Source organism: Gottfriedia acidiceleris (assembly GCF_002128425.1).
Lineage (GTDB): Bacteria > Bacillota > Bacilli > Bacillales > Bacillaceae_G > Gottfriedia > Gottfriedia acidiceleris.
In genome coordinates, this window is the sequence record NZ_NESS01000006.1 from 111,482 (window position 1) to 127,903 (window position 16,422).

At 34.4% G+C, this 16,422-nt stretch carries 14 protein-coding genes; 12 read left to right on the plus strand and 2 right to left on the minus strand.

Features of this window, described 5'->3' with window-relative positions:
* Window positions 1-48: 48 nt before the first annotated feature.
* Window positions 49-297, plus strand: coding sequence for a hypothetical protein (locus B6K90_RS13030; protein ID WP_088013206.1), 249 nt, complete (start codon window positions 49-51; stop codon window positions 295-297).
* 237 nt (window positions 298-534) lie between these two features.
* Window positions 535-2,667 carry a sigma 54-interacting transcriptional regulator gene (locus tag B6K90_RS13035; RefSeq protein ID WP_088013207.1) on the plus strand — a complete coding sequence of 711 codons (2,133 nt, stop codon included), beginning with the start codon at window positions 535-537 and terminating at the stop codon, window positions 2,665-2,667.
* 23 nt (window positions 2,668-2,690) lie between these two features.
* Here the strand turns inward: B6K90_RS13035 and B6K90_RS24360 are convergent, their stop codons facing one another.
* On the minus strand, window positions 2,691-2,825 hold the full coding sequence (locus B6K90_RS24360) for a hypothetical protein (protein WP_268875904.1): 135 nt from the start codon (window positions 2,823-2,825) through the stop codon (window positions 2,691-2,693).
* 262 nt (window positions 2,826-3,087) lie between these two features.
* Between B6K90_RS24360 and B6K90_RS13040 the strand changes: the two genes are divergently transcribed.
* The 7 genes from B6K90_RS13040 to B6K90_RS13070 all read left to right on the plus strand — a co-directional run bounded on the left by B6K90_RS13040 (window position 3,088) and on the right by B6K90_RS13070 (window position 12,245).
* A complete protein-coding gene (locus B6K90_RS13040; protein ID WP_088013208.1) occupies window positions 3,088-4,581 on the plus strand; it encodes an aldehyde dehydrogenase family protein in 1,494 nt (497 codons plus the stop codon).
* 71 nt (window positions 4,582-4,652) lie between these two features.
* Complete coding sequence (locus B6K90_RS13045; protein ID WP_088013209.1) at window positions 4,653-6,023, plus strand: putrescine aminotransferase; 1,371 nt, start codon at window positions 4,653-4,655, stop codon at window positions 6,021-6,023.
* A gap of 80 nt (window positions 6,024-6,103) precedes the next feature.
* Window positions 6,104-7,474, plus strand: a complete 1,371-nt coding sequence (gene gabT / locus B6K90_RS13050) for a 4-aminobutyrate--2-oxoglutarate transaminase (RefSeq protein ID WP_088013210.1) — start codon at window positions 6,104-6,106, stop codon at window positions 7,472-7,474.
* Between the two features lie 32 nt (window positions 7,475-7,506).
* Complete coding sequence (locus B6K90_RS13055; RefSeq protein ID WP_407920521.1) at window positions 7,507-8,928, plus strand: NAD-dependent succinate-semialdehyde dehydrogenase; 1,422 nt, start codon at window positions 7,507-7,509, stop codon at window positions 8,926-8,928.
* 110 nt (window positions 8,929-9,038) lie between these two features.
* Entirely contained in the window at window positions 9,039-10,223 is a 1,185-nt protein-coding gene (locus B6K90_RS13060; protein WP_088013212.1) for a CaiB/BaiF CoA transferase family protein, read from the plus strand.
* A gap of 13 nt (window positions 10,224-10,236) precedes the next feature.
* The gene (locus B6K90_RS13065) at window positions 10,237-11,454 is read left to right on the plus strand and encodes an acyl-CoA dehydrogenase family protein (RefSeq protein WP_088013213.1); all 1,218 of its coding nucleotides are present in this window, start codon (window positions 10,237-10,239) and stop codon (window positions 11,452-11,454) included.
* Window positions 11,455-11,807: 353 nt separating this feature from the next.
* The gene (locus B6K90_RS13070; RefSeq protein WP_088013214.1) at window positions 11,808-12,245 is read left to right on the plus strand and encodes a DUF488 domain-containing protein; all 438 of its coding nucleotides are present in this window, start codon (window positions 11,808-11,810) and stop codon (window positions 12,243-12,245) included.
* 56 nt (window positions 12,246-12,301) lie between these two features.
* Here B6K90_RS13070 and B6K90_RS13075 read toward each other — a convergent pair whose 3' ends face one another.
* Entirely contained in the window at window positions 12,302-12,643 is a 342-nt protein-coding gene (locus tag B6K90_RS13075) for a hypothetical protein (protein ID WP_088013215.1), read from the minus strand.
* Window positions 12,644-12,935: 292 nt separating this feature from the next.
* On the opposite strand from B6K90_RS13075, the gene B6K90_RS13080 reads away from it, so the two are divergent.
* From B6K90_RS13080 to B6K90_RS13090, 3 genes are all read left to right on the plus strand, one after another.
* Window positions 12,936-13,481 (plus strand): hypothetical protein, encoded by a 546-nt coding sequence (locus B6K90_RS13080; protein ID WP_088013216.1) that lies wholly within the window; start codon window positions 12,936-12,938, stop codon window positions 13,479-13,481.
* 470 nt (window positions 13,482-13,951) lie between these two features.
* Window positions 13,952-15,892, plus strand: a complete 1,941-nt coding sequence (locus B6K90_RS13085) for a BglG family transcription antiterminator (protein WP_088013217.1) — start codon at window positions 13,952-13,954, stop codon at window positions 15,890-15,892.
* Window positions 15,893-16,037: 145 nt separating this feature from the next.
* Window positions 16,038-16,364, plus strand: coding sequence for a PTS lactose/cellobiose transporter subunit IIA (locus B6K90_RS13090; protein WP_088013218.1), 327 nt, complete (start codon window positions 16,038-16,040; stop codon window positions 16,362-16,364).
* The last annotated feature ends 58 nt before the right edge of the window (window positions 16,365-16,422 follow it).

Sequence of the window (16,422 nt, forward strand, 5' to 3'; positions counted from 1 at the left end):
CGCTGCAAACTTATATATTCTTAATGTGCAAAAAAGGAGTGAGCTTATATGTATTATGGAGTCATTGTCAGTGACTACCATGGAACAGTTGAAGAGACTGCTATTCAGAAAGATTCAAGAATTTATGAATGGGAGCCGTTATTCTTTATTAAAACTACAGATGGAGTTACAAAGGTTATTCATCAAGGAATAAGCGGTGAAGTTGTTTCATTGGAGGTCTCAAATGGAGACAAAATAGTTCCTGGAATGGTTCTTGCGTATGTTAAAGAGGATTTGTTTGTTACCGCTAGCGATTAAGTTGGGTGTGATTAGTTTAAGAGATGTACTCAGATGACAACAAAGACTAATATTTTTTGATTTTAGTTTCGTGTTCTCTTTTCAAACAAATAAAGGGGTGTCTCTTGTCAAATTGACCTAAGGGACTGCCCTTTCTTTTTGTTTATTAATAAATTATAATTTTAGATTTTTACGATAAATTTAAAAATTCTGCTAAAATAGGAATGTATAATGGTTTAGACATAAGGGGGGAAAGAAATGTTATCAATTAATGAAAAACAAATAAGACCAGTCATCGCAATAGATATCGATCAATTTAAAGAAAATGATGAAATTGATTTATCCAAAATAAATGAACCCTTTTTATTCTTACGTAAGCAAAATAAGATTGTTAGCTATGTACAATTAAATAATATTATTCAAGGTAATAATAAAAAGAAAAATATAGCAATTTCAAAGATTACTAGTTCTTCTCAATCAATAACTAGTGTATGTCGTTTAAGTGGGCAAATTTCATTAACAGTTCTATTTCAAATTATTGGTGAGCCGATCTCGATTGTAATAGAAGAGGAAGATATGCCAGTAGGATACATACTTCGTGAAGATATATTAGCGGAGCTTTTCAAACAAGACAATAAAAGCGTGGATTTGTTGAAAAGCATTTTAACATCGATACCGATGGGAACGTTTGTAGTAGATAAAAATAAAGTTATTATTAATTGCAATGATGCTGGGTTAAAAATGATTAAATCAACATCGGAAAAAGTAATTAATACAAAAGCAGAAACTATTTTTAGCAGTGAACAAATTGAAAATGTATTTGCTACTGGTAAAACAATTCTTAATCAACTTCAAATAAATGACGATATGGGCGTTCTTGTCGATTATAGCCCAATTTTCGTTGATAACGAGGTTGAAGGCGTTGTTATTGTCGTACAAGATCTCCCAATGGTTGAAGAAATGGCCTCTGAAATTGAATACGTAAAAGATTTAAATAAAGATTTGAATGCCATTTTATCGAGTATTTATGATGAAATACTTGTTGTAAACCATAAAGGAGAACTAATTCGTTATAGTGAGAATATAATTCCTGGATTTTGGAATGTAGATTTAAAGGAACTACTTGGAAAGAGTATATTAGAATTCGGAAACCAAGGACTTTTTACGCCATCTGTTACAAAACTAGTTTTAGAAAAAAAGAAGAAAGTATCAATTGTTCAAGAAACAATGAATGGACGTAAAGTACTTGCAGTAGGTAATCCGGTTTTTGATGAGAAGATGGAAATCGAACGTATTATTATTGCTTCTAGAGATATTACAGAAACTTCACGCCTTAAAACGGAATTAAAAGAAATGAAGAAGATTTCTGAGCAATATAAGAAGGAACTTGAAGATATTAAGAGTAAGGATTCTTTTGTCAAAAAACTGATTTACTGTAGTCCAAAAATGGAGCAAATCATAAATCAAGCGAAAAAAATTGCTGATTTTTCTTCAACAGTGTTACTGCATGGTGAGTCTGGTGTAGGTAAGGAAGTAATTGCACAGGCTATTCATCAATTAGGAAATCGTTCTTCAAAACCGTTTTTAAAACTAAATTGCGGTGCAATTCCTGAAAATCTTCTGGAAAGTGAGCTTTTCGGCTATATTAAAGGGGCATTTACAGGAGCGGATCAAAATAAAGACGGCTACTTTAAGCAAGCAGATGAAGGTGTTTTATTTTTAGATGAAATTGGTGAAATGCCATTGCATTTACAAGTTAAATTACTTAGAGTACTTCAAGAACAAGAAGTAATTCCAGTTGGAAGTACAAAGCCAATTAAAGTAAATGTTCAAATTATTGCTGCTACAAATAAAAGATTAGAAAAAATGGTTGAAGAACGGACATTTAGAGAGGATTTGTATTATCGACTAAATGTTATACCTTTAAATATTCCACCATTAAGAGAAAGAATTGAAGATATTTCATTATTAGCCTTCCATTTCTTACAGCAATTAAATGAAAAATATAATAAGAGTTTTCATCTTACTCCAGATGCAATCAATGTTTTAGAATTTTACTCATGGCCAGGTAATGTTAGAGAACTTCAAAACATCATAGAAAGATTAGTCGTCTCTGCTGAAGATCAAATTATTAATGCAGAGGATGTTAATCAGTTCTTACCAAATAGCTATGATTTTAATAAATCTAAACCAGTAATTAATAAAGTAATTCCTCTTCAAGAAGCAATTGATTATGTTGAGGAGCAACTTATTGTGCTTGCGATGAAGCAATATAAAACAACGACGAAGGCTGCACAGGTTTTAGGAATTAGTCAGTCTTCCGTTAGTCGTAAGTATCAAAAAATAATGAATGAAAAGAATATGAATAGTGACTTTATGTCATTTAAATAAAAAAAACGCACTAAGTGCGTTTTTTATTTCTCTAAATCCCCTATATTTTCAACATTACTATCAATTACTTCGGTCATACTAACTTGATCCCTCGAGATACTGAATGCCATGAATATGATGATGAGTCCCACTGCAATACATGTTCCTGCAAGCAACATAATATTCCTCCTTTCATGGTGTTTTAGCCTATGCATTGAATTTTCTTAATATGTCGTTTTATAGAAATAGTTTTAAAAACGTTTAATTAACGTAGAATTTTTACGAGTTTTAAAGATTATGCAAAGTGTAATAGTGTTATGCAAAATTGAATAATTATTGTACAGGTATTGGAGTAAAACCCTTATAAATTAGGTTTATAAAAGTTGGCACAGTTCTTGCAATCTAATAAGTTGTTAAGAAATTAAGGAGGGTTTATATACAATGGTCGATGTTCAATTTAAAACAATTGATTTAAAGATGTTTATTAATGGCGAATGGAAAGATTCTAGCAATCATGAGAAACGCCCTGTTATTAATCCAGCAAATGGAGAAATCATTGCATATGCTCCTGAAGGAACGGTTGAAGATGCGAAAGAAGCAATTGATGTTGCTCGTAAAGCATTCAATGATGGAAGATGGTCTGATTTATCTGCTCAAGAAAGAGCAACTTACTTATTTAAAATTGCAGACAAAATAGAAGAATACCAAGAAGAATTAACTAAACTTGAAACTTTAGATAATGGAAAACCAAATCGTGAAGCTGGCTTCGATGTAGCCGATGCAGCAGCTTGCTTTCGTTATTATGCAGGATTAATTACAAAGCCAGATGGGTTTACTTATCATGTAGCAGATCCTATGCAGGCTATGGTTGTTCGGGAACCAATTGGAGTATGCGGGTTAATTGTTCCTTGGAACTACCCGTTATTAATGAGTATATGGAAAATAGCTCCAGCATTAGCAGCAGGTAATACAATTGTTTTCAAACCATCAGAAGTAACACCAGTGACTCCTAAGAAATTATTTGAAATTTTTGAAGAAGTTGGTCTGCCACAAGGTGTAGCAAATATGGTTATGGGTGCTGGCCCAGTAGTTGGAAATGAAATCGCTGCCAACCCTGATGTAGACATGGTTTCATTCACAGGTGGAACAAAAACAGGTAAACATATCATGAAAACGGCAGCTGATACGATGAAAAAAGTGTCACTTGAGCTTGGTGGTAAATCTCCGAATATTATTTTTGCTGATGCAGATTTTGAAACGGCTGTAGATTATGCTCTATTTGGAATTTATGCAGGTTCAGGTCAAGTTTGTTCAGCTGGATCAAGAATTTTAGTCGAAGAATCAATTTATGATCGCTTTGTAGAGCGCTTTGTTGAACGTGCAAAGAAAATTAAAGTAGGTCCTGGGGATGTAGCCGGAACAGAAATGGGACCACTAGTTAGTAAAGAGCATTTAGAAAAAGTTTTAAGCTATATACAAATAGGTAAAGAAGAAGGCGCAAGACTTGCTTGTGGCGGAAATCGTATCGAAAAAGATGGTTTAGAAAAAGGTTACTTTGTTGAACCAACTGTTTTTGTAGATGTTGAACAAAATATGCGCATCGTTCAAGAAGAAATTTTTGGTCCAGTAGTATGTATTCAAAAATTTAAATCTGAAGAAGAAGCGTTAAAACTTGCAAATGGAACTGTGTATGGTTTAGCGGGTGCTGTCTTTAGTAAAGATGGAGCGAAAGCTTTAAGAGTAATCAAAAAGCTACGTTCAGGTATTACTTGGATTAACTCATACCATCCAACGTACAATGAAGCACCTTGGGGTGGTTACAAACAAAGCGGTGTAGGACGTAGCTTAGGTACATTTGGGCTAGAAGAATTCCAAGAAATTAAGCAAATTAACATTAACTTACAAGTTGAACCAATTGGATGGTTTGCAGAATAATTTTAGGCAGTTATAAGAAGAGAAATATAGGAAAGAAAAAAATAGACAAAACGACTATAGGAGTGAACAAAATGAGTATCAACTTAAAAAACGAATTAAAAAGTGAAGAAAAAAATGTAACCGAGTACATTAATAAGGTTTTAAGTTTAATAGAAAAAGAGACTGTTACAGAAGAAGATGCTGCATGGATTACAAAGGAAACAGTTGATGGATTTAGAGAGCATGTAAACCCAGGTTTTCTTGCTTACCGTAAAACTGTTACTGAAGGCGGACAATTTGCATCTGTTGAATGGTCTGATAGCGGCTCATGCTTTAAAGACGTAAATGGTAAAGAGTATATTGACTGTTTAGGCGGATTTGGAATTTATAATGTTGGGCACCGTCATCCAAAAGTTATCAAAGCTGTTACAGATCAGTTAAAAAGACAGGCACTTCATAGCCAAGATTTATTAGATCCATTACGCGCAATGCTTGCTAAAATTTTAGCAGATATTACACCTGGGGATTTAAAATACGCATTCTTTACAAATAGTGGTACTGAAAGTGTAGAAGCGGCATTAAAGCTTGCAAAAATGTATAGTGAACGCAGTACATTTATTTCAACTACACGTGCATTCCATGGAAAAAGTTTAGGTTCTTTATCAGGTACTGCAAAAGGCATGTTCCGTAAACCATTTTTACCGCTAATTCCTGGATTCCGTCATGTTCCATTTGGTGACATTGATATGATGAGAAAAACATTTGAAACTTGCTCCTTAGTAGGAGAAGATGTTGCTGCAGTTATACTTGAGCCAATTCAAGGTGAAGGTGGAATTATTCTTCCTCCTCCAAACTACTTAAAAGAAGTTCGTGAGCTATGTGATGAGTACGGAGCATTATTAATTTTTGATGAAGTTCAAACAGGTATGGGCCGTACTGGTAGAATGTTTGCTGCTGATTTATATGAAGTAGTTCCAGACATTATTTGCCTTGCGAAAGCATTTGGTGGCGGGGTTATGCCAGCTGGTGCAGTAGTTGCAAAAGAAGAAGTATTTAAAAGCTGGTTCCCAAATCCATTTATGCATACAACAACATTCGGTGGAAATCCATTAGCATGTGCCGCTGCTATTGCTACAATTAGCGTGCTACTTGAAGAAAAATTACCTGAAAGAGCAGAGGTAGTTGGGGCATACTTCTTAGAACAATTAAAAGAAGCAGCAAAAGGTCATGAAGATAAAGTCTTAGAAATTCGTGGTCAAGGTTTAATGATTGGAATTGAGTTCCATCAAGATGAAATTGGCTATGAAGTTTCTAAAGGAATGTTTGATAAAGGTATCCTAGTTGCTGGTACATTAATTAACTCAAAAACAATTCGTATCGAGCCTTCTTTAAAAATTAGCTATGAAGAAGTTGATACTGTAGTAAATGCATTTAAAGAAATTTTATCTACTATTAAAGCTTAATCTTCTTGCATGTCATGACTTTAAAAATCATGACATGCTTTTATTACAGACAAAATCGTTATAGATAGGATGGTGTAATAATGGCAGATCGTAAATTCGTTAAAATCCAAACATCAATTCCAGGACCAAAATCTCAAGAGTTGGTTGCTCGAAGAAATAAAGTGGTTCCAAAAGGGATTAGTAATAATAGTGAAGCATTTGTAAAAAAAGCAAAGGGTGCACTAGTTGAGGATATTGATGGAAATACATTTATTGATTTTGCAGGGGCAATTGGAACGATAAATGTAGGGCATTCCCATCCTAGAGTCGTAAGGGCGCTCCAATCTCAAGCTGGTGATTATATTCATACAGGCTTTAATGTCATGATGTATGAATCTTATATTCAGCTTGCAGAAAAATTGGCGGATCTTTCACCTGGAAGTTTCGATAAACAAGTAGCGTTTTTTAATAGTGGCGCAGAAGCTGTTGAAAATGCAGTGAAAATTGCAAGAAAATATACGAAGCGTCAAGGAATCATTTCTTTTACTAGAGGATTCCATGGTCGAACATTAATGACAATGACGATGACAAGTAAGGTTAAACCTTACAAATATGGATTTGGACCATTTGCTCCGGAAGTGTATAAAGCACCATATCCATATGTTTATCGTCGTCCAGATCAAATGGATGAAAAAGAATATAGTAAATTCATCATCGAACAATTTGAACAGTTTCTCATTGCAGAGGTTGCACCAGAAACAATTGCTGCTGTCGTAATGGAACCAATCCAAGGTGAAGGTGGCTTTATTGTTCCTGATATTGATTTTGTAAAAAGGGTTAGAGAAATCTGTACGCAATATGGAATATTATTTGTAGCAGATGAGATTCAAACTGGTTTTGCTAGAACAGGTAAATATTTTGCAATTGAGCACTTTGGAATTGAGCCTGATTTAATTACAATTTCAAAGTCAATGGGTGCAGGGGTTCCTATTAGTGGCGTTATCGGTAGGAAAGAAATTATGGAAGCTTCTGATGCTGGAGAAATAGGTGGAACATATGCTGGTAGTCCACTTGGATGTCGTGCAGCATTAGCAGTACTCGATATCATTGAAGAAGAAGGATTAAATGATCGAGCTGTTGTAATTGGCGAAAAAGTTAACGAAAAAATGCGCAGCTGGGCTAAACAGTTTGAACAAATAGGCGATATCCGTGGAATTGGTGCAATGTGTGCAATGGAGATTGTGACAAATAAGAAAGATAAAACACCAGATAAAGTGACAGTTGGAAAGATTGTAAAAGAAGCAAACAATAGAGGGTTAATGTTATTAAGTGCAGGAATCTTTGGTAATGTTATTCGATTATTAATGCCACTAACAATCACGGATGAACAGCTTGAAGAGGGACTAGATATTTTACAAGAGTCAATTGAAGCTGTATTAGTACCGGAATTTCAATTGGAGGTAAACTCATGAGCCAAATTAAAGAGAAATACGAAGTCTACCCAATGTATATAGATGGTACATGGGTTGGAAATGATCATGAATATTATACGAAGGTTACCAATCCTGCAACTGGTGTAGTTGTAGGGGCAATTCCAACAGGTGGTACATATGAAGCTAAATTAGCTGTTGATGCTGCTCATACCGCCTTTAAAACTTGGTCAAAGAAGACAGCAGAAGAAAGATACCATTTATTAATGAATTGGTATCGTCTGATCGACGAAAAGAAAGAAGAAATTGCTAAATTAATGACAATAGAGCAAGGTAAACCATTAAAAGAAGCATTAGGTGAGACAGTTTATGCGAATGGTTTTATTTCTTGGTATGCAGAAGAAGGTAAACGTGTATACGGAGAAACAATTCCAGCATCACAGCCTAATAAACGAATTCTAGTTAGAAAAGAGCCTGTAGGGGTAGTGGCAGCAATTACGCCGTGGAACTTTCCTGCAGCAATGATTACTAGAAAAGTTGCTCCTGCACTTGCAGCTGGTTGTACGACAGTTATTAAACCAGCTACTCAAACACCTTTAACTGCACTAAAGCTTGCAGAGCTTGCTCATGAAGCGGGAATTCCAAAAGGTGTAATTAATGTCGTTACTGGTAAATCATCCGAAATTGGTGATGTATGGCTTAAGGATCCTAGGGTAACGAAAATTACATTCACTGGTTCGACTGAAGTTGGTAAAACGCTAATGAGAGGAGCAGCGGAGAATGTCAAAAAGGTGTCATTAGAACTTGGTGGAAATGCACCATTTATTGTCATGGATGATGCTGATTTATCAAAAGCAGCGGTTGGCCTAGTTCAGTCAAAATTCCGCAATGCAGGTCAAACTTGTATTTGTACAAATCGTATTTATGTACAAGAAAGTGTAGCCGAAGAATTTACAGCGTTATTTACAAAAGAGCTAGAAAAATTAAAAGTGGGTAATGGATTAGAAGAAGGAATTGATGTTGGCCCACTTATTGATCACGCAGCTTTAGAAAAGGTAAAAACACTAGTTGAAGATGCTACTAAAAATGGTGGGAAAATCGTCTTTAGTGGTAATAAACCTTCAGAGGAAAATGGATATTATTATGCACCAACTATTTTAACTGGAATTACGGATGAAATGGCATGTATGAAGGAAGAAATATTTGGTCCACTTGCACCAATTGCTACGTTTAAAACAGAAGAGGAAGTAATTGAGCGAGCAAATAATTCAAATTACGGTCTGGCTGCATATGTGTATACGGAGAACTTAAGTCGTTCTTTCCGTGTTACAGAAGCACTTGAGTACGGAATTATTGGACTAAATGATGCCCTACCTTCTGCTGTACAAGTTCCATTTGGCGGTTATAAAGAGAGTGGCCTTGGAAGAGAAGGCGGTCACTTTGGAATTGAGGAATTTTTAGAAGTTAAATATATTTCAATTGGGTTAGACATCTAATAAATCTACTGTTAATACAAAGCGCAGTTGTAAGCCAGTTAAACATTCAATTCAACTATTGTAATTGATCGTTTACTGGCTTATTAACTAGATTAATAGAGGTGGGAAATTTGCCGGGTGCATTACATGGAGTAAAAATCATTGATTTAACAAGAGTACTAGCTGGGCCTTTTTGTACGATGATCCTTGGAGACTTAGGAGCGGAGATTATAAAAATAGAAAGTATAAATAATGGCGATGAAACAAGGGGATGGGGGCCACCTTTCGTTGGAGGTGAAAGCGCTTATTATTTATGTGCAAACCGCAATAAACAAGGCATTACTCTGAACTTAAAAAGTGAGCAAGGTAAAGAGATATTAAAAAAGCTAGTTTCAGAGGCTGATGTAGTTGTTCAAAATTTCAAACCTGGAACAATGACAAAATTAGGTTTTGGCTACGAGGATTTGAAAAAAATAAAAGAAGACATAATATTAGCATCTATTAGTGGGTTTGGCAGTGAAGGGCCGAATTCAAGTTTACCAGGATATGATTATATCATCCAAGCGATGTCTGGATTAATGAGCATTACTGGTGAGAAAGAATCAGAGCCAACAAAAGTAGGTGTAGCCATTTCGGATGTTTTAACAGGTCTATTTACATGTATCGGGATTTTAGCCTCACTTTTGCATCGAGATCGTACAGGAGAAGGTCAAGAAATCGATATTTCATTGTTTGATTCTCAGCTAGCCGCTTTAGTAAATGTAGCTAGTAATTATTTATGCAGTGGAATTATACCTAAGCGAATGGGGAATCAACACCCAAATATCGTGCCGTATCAAGTCTTTACTGCAAGTGACGGTGAATTAGTCATAGCGGTAGGTAATGATGAACAATTTAAAAGGTTTGCTTTACTAATTGATGAACCTATTCTTTTGGAAGAAAAATTTAAGACAAATACTGTCCGTTTACAGCATCGAAAACAAATAGAGCTATTAATTCAAAATAAGTTAAAAACAAAAAGTAAAAATGAGTGGAAACAATTATTAGATCAAATTGGAATCCCAAATGGACCAATAAATAATGTGAGTGAAGCCCTACAGTCAAAACAAGCTAAATCGAGAGAAATGGTGTTAGATGTAAACCATCCTTTTATAAAGGATTTAAAATTAGTCGGATCACCGTTAAAGTTATCAAAAACACCAATTGAAGTGTTAAGACACCCACCCCTACATAGTGAGCATACAGAAGAAATAATAAGTAAGCTAGGATATTCCCGAATTGAAATAGAAGAAATGAAACGGAATAAAACAATTTGAGGAGGAAATAGTCATGGATTTTTTATTATCAGAAGAACAAATTAGTGTAAGGAAAGTAGTCAGGTCATTTGTAGACAGAGAGATTATCCCTTTTATTAAAGAATGGGATGAAAAAGGGCATTTTGAAGCTAATATTCTAAAACGACTTGCAGATTTACAACTAATGGGTGTATGTATTCCAGAACAATATGGTGGAGTAGGAATGGATTACAATACTTTAGCAATTGTCTGTGAAGAATTAGAACGTGGAGACACTGCTTTCCGTACTGCCGTTTCTGTACATACTGGTTTGAATAGTATGACATTACTACAATGGGGAACTGAAGAACAAAAGAAAAAATATTTAATACCTCAAGCAGAGGGCAAGAAAATTGGAGCATTTGGACTAACTGAACCGAATGCTGGCTCAGATGTCGTTGCAATGTCGACTACAGCTGTAAAAGATGGGGATAGCTATATTTTAAATGGTTCTAAAACATGGATATCATTATGTGATGTAGCTGACCATTTCTTAATTTTTGCGAAAACAAATCACGACTTAAAGCATCATGGAATATCTTGTTTTATTGTAGAACGTACATTTGAAGGCGTTTCCACAAAAGCGATCAAAGGAAAAATGGGTATTAGAGCAGGGAATACTGGTGAAGTATTTTTAGATGACGTAAGAGTACCTGCTGAAAACTTATTAGGTTTTGAAGGAGAAGGCTTTAAAATTGCCATGTCTGCGCTTGATAATGGACGATTTACAGTTGCTGCTGGAGCTTGTGGTTTAATTCAGGCTTCACTTGAAGCGAGCGTAAAATACTGCCACGAACGAAAAACATTTGGCAAAGAAATAGGAAAACATCAATTAGTTCAACAAATGATTGCAAAAATGTCTTCAAACCTTGAAATCTCACGTTTATTAGTTTACAAAGCTGGTTGGTTAAAAAATAGTGGAAAACGTAACACTCGAGAAACGTCACTAGCAAAATGGATTTCTTGTAATGCCGCAAACGAAGCTGCAAACGATGCAGTTCAAATTCACGGGGCGTACGGATTTTCAAATGAGTTCCCAGTAGAGCGCTACTTAAGAAACTCAAAAGCACCAGTCATTTATGAAGGAACTAGAGAGATTCATACAATTATGCAAGCTGAATATGACCTTGGCTACAGAGAAGACAAAATCCTAAGAAAAATGCTTCCATCTTGGCCATTTGAAGAAGTTACAGTTGAAACGGTGAAGTCTTAACATAGAATTTGTTAAATATCTAAATACTTTGAAGCTCAGCTTAGGCTGGGCTTTTTATAATGGAGTTTAGTTTAGACTGTTCAATAATTTATATTTGATTATTATTGGTCATATAACTTCTAACGATGTAAAGGAATTTAAGAGAAAACTGTAGAAGAAGAAAAAGATTGAAACGCAAGGATGCTAGACTCTTATGGGAAATGCGGGAAGCCTAAAGACCTTAGCTGGCGCGCCGAGGAGACTCAAGAATCGACCCATGGAAAGCAAGAATTCCGGAGTGGAAATCAACAACATCTTTTATAAAGCAACAAATATTAATTATCACATTCAAATAAAAGGAGTAGTTATCCAATATGAACATAACAACAATCGGATTCTCAAAAAAATCATTAAGAACCTTCTCATCAATGCTCCAACAAAATAACGTAACTCATCTAATTGATACCCGACTACATAACACATCACAACTAGCAGGATTTGCAAAAAAAGATGACCTTCATTTTGTAATGGATTTATTAAACATTCAATATACGCATGACACTGATTTAGCTCCAACAGAAGAATTACTGAAAGCAATTAAGAAAAAGGAAGTCTCGTGGAATGATTTTGAAAAAGACTTTTTGTCCTTAATACAAAATCGTAAAATCGAAACAAAAATTAACGACTTTATAAGCAACGGCGGCGTTCCATGCTTTTTGTGTAGCGAAGAAAAACCACACCATTGTCACCGCAAATTAGTTGTAGAGTATTTAAGAGAATTTGATAACCGATTTGAAATTATTCATTTATAAATCCGAAAAGACTGTCCGTTAAAGACAGTCTTAATTAAATCCCAGCTACAGATGAATTATGAACGTAAAGTAGTTTTTATTTGATGGAAAACATCGTCAACATGATCTAATTCTAAAATGATTTTATCGTATTTGTGATTGTTTAAAGTTAAAACTAAATTCCCTTTGTTAGTACTTGTAGCAACAAAATAGTTCACGCCGTCCTTTTTAAAATAACCATATTTATTTGCACCAATTTGAGTACCGTATATTTTCCATAGAAATTGATGGAGATCCTCTATCTTAACATCTTTAATATCACCATATCCTACTTCGATTGTATGTTTTAATCCTAAAATTGTTTCAAAACTAGAAAGTGTAATAATTAATTTATCTTCTTCAAATAAAATTGTTTTCATAAAAATCCCTCCTTAATACTTATACGACCCGGAACTTACTATCGTTCATTTTAATACAATTTAGAGGGATTCTTTTTAATGAAATAGTTTAACAACAAAACTAAACAAACGTTTAATTAAATTTAATATAATGCACCGATTTCCTTGATTTTAAAGTATACGGACTTGGGATAGTAAGCTTCGTATGAGTAAAAAACGAAAAAAATTGAACGATAAGATAATTTTTTTTCATAGCTAGTAAATGCTAGGGAATGATATCATCATATTGACTATTTTCAAAGAGGTACGTGAAATGGATCAGAAAGTTCAAACTTATTTTGAAAACCTTGAATCAAAAGACAAGAATTTGCAATACGAAGCTTTTAACTATATTATTTCCGTTACAAAAGAGAAAGTGGATTGGTCATATGAAGTATGGGACCGTTTAAAATCGGAGCTAACTCATAAAAGTATTCACAAAAGGTCAAGAGCCGCACAATTTCTCTCAAATTTAGCGATTAGTGATCCAGAGAAGAGGATGCTAAACGATTTTCCTGCAATTTGGCAAGTTACATATGATCCAAAATTTGTTACGGCAAGACACACTTTACAATCAATATGGAGAGTAGGTTTAGCTGGTCCAGAGCAAAGAGCAATCGTCCTTGATCATTTAGAAAAACGTTATTTAGATTGTAAAGAAGAGAAGAACCATACACTAATTCGGTACGATATCATTCAATGTATGAGAAATCTGTATGACGCGGTTAAGAATGAAGAGATTAAACATAAGGCTTTAGAATTAATTGAAACAGAAGAGGATCCAAAGTATCGAAAAAAGTATATGACAGTGTGGAAATAGAGGTCTATTTGGGACTATTGACAAAATGGGAAGGGAGATTTAACTCCTTTCTCATTTTGTCTTTTATAGGTTAATTCATCTTTATCAAGTGATTTATCCATGTTTTTTCTTTCGCTTGATTCCCTGCAATCTACTTATTTTTTGTTGTCCATCTCCGCTGGTTAAACATTATAACGTTATATTTACTAGGTTGACTTTCTATGATATTGTGAATATATGAAAAAGAAATAGCAATTTCTTATACCTTTTCAGTTCAATGATTGAAAGCGTTTACTATATAACTTAAGTAACCTAAATACACATATGTATCTTTGATGGATATCTAACCCGTAATAAGTCACTTTGGCGAAAAAGTTGTGCAAACAGTAAGCTTCTCCATAAAGCTCTGAGCCATGTATTTTTACTTTTTAATAGTATATTTGCACGAAAACTTTTTATAAGTGAAATAGATAAGAAGGGAGGGATGATGAATGAGTAATATGCATCCTCGGTCAATTTTTATACTACAGGAATTTCTTAAAACAAAATCAGTAATTAATGGAAATTACCTTTCGAAATTTGCGAACGTATCGTCTCGTACGATTCGAGCGGATATAAAAATGTTAAATGTGTTCATTCGTGAACACGGTGCGGTTATCCAATCCTATAGAGGGAATGGATATCAATTGGAAATCCTAGATGAAAATTCATTTTATTCGTTTATACAAACATACCATCAAAAGTATATCGGAAACGATTCTGATGTCCCTATCGACCAAAAAGGACGAGTTATATATATCATAAGAAGATTGCTCGGTTCTCCAGATTATATAAAGCTAGAAGACTTGGCAGAAGAAATTTTCGTTAGCAAATCTACAGTGAATAATTTAATAAAAGATGTGAAGAAGCTATTGGGAAAATATAAATTAATGCTGGAAAAACGCCCAAACTACGGCGTATGCGTAAAGGGTGATGAATTTAATATCCGTTCTTGCATGTCCGAGTATTATTTCAATCGCGATATCCACACACCGCTTATGCAAAATGTACAATATATGCTGAATCTGTTCAAATCCTTTGAAATAGAAATGGTCAATGAGATTATGCTTCGTTCCCTAAAGGAAAAAAACATGGAATTATCCGACCAGGAGTTTGAAAACTTACTAGTGCACATTTTAATTTCTATTGAAAGAATACGGAGTGGCAGTGTAATAAAAGAAATAAATATAGATACGAAATATATTGAACATTCAAAGGAATATCAGATTTCTTGCAAAATGCTGTCAGAGCTGGAAAAAGCATTTTTTATTCACTTTCCATATGTAGAAAGCATTTATATAACCATCCATTTAATGGGAACAAAGGTGGCAAGCTATTTGGCTTTCGACGTGCCTTCCAAAGAGGAAACAGTGGACCATATGATACAAGAAATTCTTCAGGCTATTTTTGAAGAGATGAATATAGATTTACAGCATGATGAAGAGCTGAAGCTGAATATGGCGGAACATTTATATGTAGCATTAAATCGTATCAAATATGGTCTGAATGTGAGAAATCCAATAATTCAGGATATCAAAACACAATATCCCTTAGCGTTTGAAGCCGGCTTAATTGCATCCAAAGTGATTAGCTGCAAGATAAAAAAAGAAATTGAAGAAGGCGAAACCGGGTATTTGGCCATTCATTTAGGTGCATCCATCGAGAGGCAGAAAAAGAACAGAAAACAAAAGCGCTGTTTAATCGTATGTGCAACAGGAAAGGGAAGTGCCCAGTTGCTTAAATATAAATTAATTGAGCATTTTGGAGGATCATTGGATATTGTCGATGTTGTAAGCTATTATAATTTGAAAGATTTTGTATTAGAGGATCAGATTGATTTTATAATCAGTACTGTGACAATCGATAATGATATTTCTGTGCCAGTTATAAAAGTAAATACAATACTAGGTAAAGATGATGTAAGCAAAATCAGGGAAAAATTATTCCAACAACACAGCGGGGATATCAGTAACCATGTAAAGAGTGAATTAGTCTTTTTACAGCAGCAAATGAATTCGAGAGAGGAAGTCATCCGATTTTTAAGTAGCAAAATCGTTGATTTACAGTTGGGAGACGATTCCTTCTGTGCTTCCGTGTTGGAGCGAGAAGTATGTTCTTCTACAGCCTTCGGCAACCTTGTAGCAATTCCGCACCCTATCAAAAATATGAGTCAAGAGACGTTTATCGCGTTTTGTACCTTGGCTAAGCCAATTGATTGGGGAGGAACACCTGTACAATTGGTTTGCCTATTTAGCATAAAGCAAAACAATAAGAGTGATCTTCAATATTTATATGATTTCCTATACAACATTCTCGATAATAAAAGTACGGTAGATAAAATAATAGGTTGCACCAGTCAAAAAGAGTTTAATAAATTGATAGATGTTAAATAGCCTAGTTTATATATAGAAAAAAATTTTCGGCATGCTATTTCAAAACTTCCGTTTCTAACGGAAGTTTTTTATATTTAGCGGAAATGGATTTCGAATTAAAATACAAATATCAAGAAAACGCTTTTATAAATATCAGGAGGTAAATATGGAAACTAGCTTACCAATCAGTTTTCAAATTATTTTACATGGAGGGAATGCACGCAGTTTATCATTAGAAGCAATCAGATTCGCCAAGAATGGAAAGATGGAAGAAGCACTGGAAAGTTTGAAACAGGCGAAAGAGGAATTAGGCCTTGCACATCAAATACAAACTACGCTTATTCAAGATGAAGCCGCCGATAATAAAACTGAAATCAACTTACTCCTAGTCCATGCGCAAGATCATCTGATGAATGCAATCACAGTAAGGGAACTTGCAGAGGAATTCATTTCGTTATACAAAAAAATAGATACAATGCAAATGCCTTTATAAGGTCTTTTTAAACAACAGTTTTGTTACATAAAGAAGAATTTATATTCTAACTTTAAGC

Bases quoted from the DNA above. Each gene is read 5' to 3' on its own strand.
- B6K90_RS13080 (WP_088013216.1), top strand. From the start codon at position 12,936: ATGGATCAGAAAGTTCAAACTTATTTTGAAAACCTTGAATCAAAAGAC.
- B6K90_RS13070 (WP_088013214.1), top strand. From the start codon at position 11,808: ATGAACATAACAACAATCGGATTCTCAAAAAAATCATTAAGAACCTTC.
- B6K90_RS13085 (WP_088013217.1), top strand. From the start codon at position 13,952: ATGAGTAATATGCATCCTCGGTCAATTTTTATACTACAGGAATTTCTT.
- B6K90_RS24360 (WP_268875904.1), bottom strand. From the start codon at position 2,825: ATGTTGCTTGCAGGAACATGTATTGCAGTGGGACTCATCATCATATTC.
- B6K90_RS13065 (WP_088013213.1), top strand. From the start codon at position 10,237: ATGGATTTTTTATTATCAGAAGAACAAATTAGTGTAAGGAAAGTAGTC.
- B6K90_RS13055 (WP_407920521.1), top strand. From the start codon at position 7,507: ATGTATATAGATGGTACATGGGTTGGAAATGATCATGAATATTATACG.
- B6K90_RS13040 (WP_088013208.1), top strand. From the start codon at position 3,088: ATGGTCGATGTTCAATTTAAAACAATTGATTTAAAGATGTTTATTAAT.
- B6K90_RS13045 (WP_088013209.1), top strand. From the start codon at position 4,653: ATGAGTATCAACTTAAAAAACGAATTAAAAAGTGAAGAAAAAAATGTA.
- B6K90_RS13090 (WP_088013218.1), top strand. From the start codon at position 16,038: ATGGAAACTAGCTTACCAATCAGTTTTCAAATTATTTTACATGGAGGG.
- B6K90_RS13075 (WP_088013215.1), bottom strand. From the start codon at position 12,643: ATGAAAACAATTTTATTTGAAGAAGATAAATTAATTATTACACTTTCT.
- B6K90_RS13030 (WP_088013206.1), top strand. From the start codon at position 49: ATGTATTATGGAGTCATTGTCAGTGACTACCATGGAACAGTTGAAGAG.
- gabT (WP_088013210.1), top strand. From the start codon at position 6,104: ATGGCAGATCGTAAATTCGTTAAAATCCAAACATCAATTCCAGGACCA.
- B6K90_RS13035 (WP_088013207.1), top strand. From the start codon at position 535: ATGTTATCAATTAATGAAAAACAAATAAGACCAGTCATCGCAATAGAT.